Origin of the sequence: Pseudomonas sp. 21615526 (assembly GCF_013386245.1) — a bacterium.
Taxonomy (GTDB): Bacteria; Pseudomonadota; Gammaproteobacteria; order Pseudomonadales; family Pseudomonadaceae; genus Aquipseudomonas.
In genome coordinates, this window is sequence record NZ_JACAOM010000123.1 from 1 (window position 1) to 3,668 (window position 3,668).

A 3,668-nucleotide genomic window follows, 5' to 3' on the forward strand; every position below is an offset into this window, starting at 1 on the left:
CTGGACCTGCGCCCCTGGAATGAACCCTGGTAAGCACGCCCCATAACAATAAACTGCGAGTATCCAGCATGAGTAAAACAGTAGAATTTTTCTTCGACCTCGGCAGCCCTGCCACCTATCTGGCCTATACCCAACTTCCAGGCCTGTGCGCTGCAACCGGCACCCAGCTGATTTACAAGCCAATGCTGCTGGGCGGGGTGTTCAAGGCCACCGGCAATGCGTCACCGGCCACCGTTCCCGCCAAAGGTCGCTACATGTTCCAGGACCTGGCACGCTACGCCCAGCGCTACCACGTTCCGCTCAAGTTCAATCCGCACTTTCCCATCAACACATTAATGCTGATGCGTGCGGTCACCGGCGTCCAAATGCGCCAGCCCGAACGCTTTCTCGACTTCATCGACTGCCTGTTCCACGCACTCTGGGTCGAGGGCCGACACTTGGGAGACCTGTCTGTGGTAGCCGCAGTGCTGACCGAACACGGCTTTGATCCTGAAGCAATCCTGGCGCTGACCAACGATGACGAAGTCAAGACAACCCTCAAGGACAACACCGAACACGCGATTCAGCGTGGCGTATTCGGTGCCCCCAGTATGTTCGTCGGCGACCAGTTGTTCTTTGGCCAGGATCGCCTGGACTTTGTGCGCGAAGCGCTGGGCTAGATCGCAGCCGTGCGTACCTGCAACCACTCCAGCGCTGCACCGCTGAGCAGCGGGCTCAGGCGCTCACGGACGTGTGCGTGGTAATCGTTGAACCACTGGCGCTCCTCCACCGTCAGCAATAACGGCTCCAGGCAACGGGTGTCGATCGGACACAGTGTCAGTGTCTCGAACTTGAGGAACTCGCCAAACTCGGTCTTGCCCGCTTCACGGTTCAACACCAGGTTCTCGATGCGCACACCCCAACGCCCCGGACGGTAAGTGCCGGGCTCGATGGACGTAATCATGCCGGCCTGCATCGCGGTTTGCGGTGCGGCGACGGCTTGATAGGCGATCACCTGCGGGCCTTCATGCACATTGAGGAAATAGCCGACGCCATGACCGGTACCGTGGCCGTAGTCCACACCCTCGGCCCAGATCGGCGCACGGGCGATGGAATCCAGCAGCGGCGAAAGAATGCCCTTGGGGAAATGCGCGCGGGACAAGGCAATCACACCTTTGAGCACCCGCGTGCAATCGCGTTTCTGCTCTTCGCTTGGCGTCCCGATAGGCACCATCCGCGTGATATCGGTCGTGCCACCCAGGTACTGGCCACCGGAGTCGATCAGCAGCAAGCCATCGCCTTCGATCAGCGCGTGCTCTTCTTCAGTCGCGTGATAGTGCGGCATCGCGCCATTGGCGTTGAATGCGGCAATCGTATTGAAGCTCAGCGACACATAACCCGGACGACGGGTACGCGCTGCCGTCAGGTGCTCATCAATGGTCAGTTCGGTGATGCGCTCACGGCCCAACGCGCTGTCGAGCCAGGCGAAGAATTCACACAGGGCCGCGCCATCCTGCTCCATGGCCTGGCGAATGTGCTCGGCGTCCGCCAGGCTCTTGCGCGATTTGGCCAAGGTGGTCGGGTTAAGCCCCTCGATCAGCGTGACGCCACTGCCCAGGTTTTCCAGCAAGCCGGCGGTCACCCGGGCCGGGTCGACCTGCACACTCGCGCCCGAAGGAATGTCCTTCAACGCCGCTGCGACTTCGCTGTAATCGCGCAGGGTCACGCCATCCTGTTCCAGCACCGCGCGAAGCTCGGCGTCGACTTTGCTCAGGGCCACAAACAGCGTCGCCTGCTGCTGGCCGATCAAGGCAAACGAGACAAACACCGGGTTGAACGAAACGTCGCCACCCCGCAGGTTAAAGAGCCAGGCAATGTCATCCAGGGTCGCGATGAAATGCCAGTCGGCCCCCTTTTCCGTCAAGCTGGCACGCAGGGCTGCGAGCTTCTCGCCACGACTGACGGTGGCCTGGGGTGGCAGATGTTGATAGATCGGTTGGTTCGGCAAGGTTGGACGGTCTTGCCAGACTTCATTCAACAAGTCGATATCCGTGCGCAAGCGTGCACCACGTGCCTCCAGCTTGCTGCCCAGGGTGCGCGCCGAGGCCACGGCCATGACCGCACCATCAACGGCCACCACGCCGCCTTCCGGCGTTTGCTCCGCGAGCCATTCCAGCGGCCCGGGCTGGCCGGGTTGCAGCTTGACCAACTCGATGCCACTGCCCTTGAGCTCCTTGGTCGCCTGTTCCCAATAGCGGCTGTCTGCCCATACACCGGCAAAATCCGCAGTAACAATCAGCGTGCCCACCGACCCATGGAAACCCGACAACCACTGACGGCCCTGCCAGTAACCCGGCAGGTATTCGGACAAGTGCGGGTCCGCCGACGGCACCAACAGGGCATGAATGCCCTCGCGGCTCATCAGTTCGCGGGTGTGCGCCAGGCGCTGGGGAACCGCTCCATGGGTCAAAGGCTGTGTGCTCATCGTGTCTCCTGCTAACCACTAATAATTGTTATGGGGTCAAACGGCCCAGAACGCCGGTGCGCTGGCCAGTGCCGCCTTGATCAGCTGTACCGCCTGATCGATATCCTGCTCGGTGGTAAACCGCCCGAGGCTCAAGCGAATGGTGCGACCTGCGCTGCGGGCATCATGGCCCAGCGCCAGAAGCACATGGGACGGTGCATTGCTCGCCGAATTGCAAGCCGAAGTGGCCGAGAAGGCAATGCCCGCGCTCAACGCGGCGGAATTGAACTCGCCTTCGCTGAACGTCAGGNNAAACCACCTTCATGGCCACCGCCGTGAATCTGCGCCAGCACTTTCTGCTGCGCACGTGGGCCGACGTACAACGCGCCGATACCCTTGGGACCATAGAGTTTGTGTGCGGAAAATGACATGAGGTCCACTGGCCATTCGGCCAGGTCAATCTCGACCTTGCCTGCGCCCTGCGCCGCATCTACGTGAAACAGCGCGCCATGCTCGCGCACGCGTGCGCCAATCGCCCGGATATCGTTAAGAGTGCCCAGCTCGTTGTTCACCAGCATCAGCGACACCAGGAAGGTGTCCTCACGCAATGCTTCGCTCACCGCCTCGACACTGATCAAACCCTCGGCGTCCGGCACCAGGTACGTCACGGCAACCCCGGCTTCCTGCAACTGGCGAGCGGTGTCGAGCGTGGCCTTGTGTTCAATCTGGCTGGTGATGATGTGCCCGCCGGCCACGCCGCGCGCCTGGGCAACGCCCTTGATGGCGAGGTTGTTGGACTCGGTGGCACCGGAGGTCCAGACAATCTGTGCCGGCTCGGCGCCGACCAACTCAGCCACCTGGCCCCGTGCCTGCTCAACCGTTTGCCGGGCCTGTTGGCCGAACGCGTGGGAACTGGACGCAGGGTTGCCGAAGTTGGCATTGAAGCCCAGACACTCAACCATCACCTGGATGACCCGCTCATCCACCGGCGTGGTGGCGGCGTAGTCGAAATACAGCGGACGTTTATTCATGACGTTAAAGACTCGCAGAGCAGGTTCCCGAGAACAACGTCTCAGGGGCCGCAATCAGGAAGGAAGATGGTTTACCTGATCCCGTGCCGTTAAAGAAAGACCACTTTATTTAAAAGTGCGTAGGAACGCTCCTGAAATTCAGCTTAACAGGCTCCGGGAAACGGATGGCAAACAAAAAGCCCGAGGTTCCTGTG

Annotated in this window: 2 protein-coding genes and 1 pseudogene; 1 reads left to right on the top strand and 2 read right to left on the bottom strand. The window is 61.0% G+C overall.

Annotated elements, in window-relative coordinates:
- The first annotated feature begins 68 nt into the window (after window positions 1-68).
- Window positions 69-659 carry a 2-hydroxychromene-2-carboxylate isomerase gene (locus tag HX786_RS27220; protein ID WP_177039998.1) on the top strand — a complete coding sequence of 197 codons (591 nt, stop codon included), beginning with the start codon at window positions 69-71 and terminating at the stop codon, window positions 657-659.
- Here HX786_RS27220 and HX786_RS27225 read toward each other — a convergent pair.
- Window positions 656-2,464, bottom strand: coding sequence for an aminopeptidase P family protein (locus HX786_RS27225; RefSeq protein ID WP_177039997.1), 1,809 nt, complete (start codon window positions 2,462-2,464; stop codon window positions 656-658). The genes HX786_RS27220 and HX786_RS27225 overlap by 4 nt on opposite strands.
- A gap of 36 nt (window positions 2,465-2,500) precedes the next feature.
- Window positions 2,501-3,474, bottom strand: a pseudogene (locus tag HX786_RS27230) (cysteine desulfurase family protein).
- Window positions 3,475-3,668: the final 194 nt, after the last annotated feature.

What these genes read in the sequence shown, in the direction of transcription:
- HX786_RS27220 (WP_177039998.1), top strand. Translation starts at nt 69, where the DNA reads ATGAGTAAAACAGTAGAATTTTTCTTCGACCTCGGCAGCCCTGCCACC.
- HX786_RS27225 (WP_177039997.1), bottom strand. Translation starts at nt 2,464, where the DNA reads ATGAGCACACAGCCTTTGACCCATGGAGCGGTTCCCCAGCGCCTGGCG.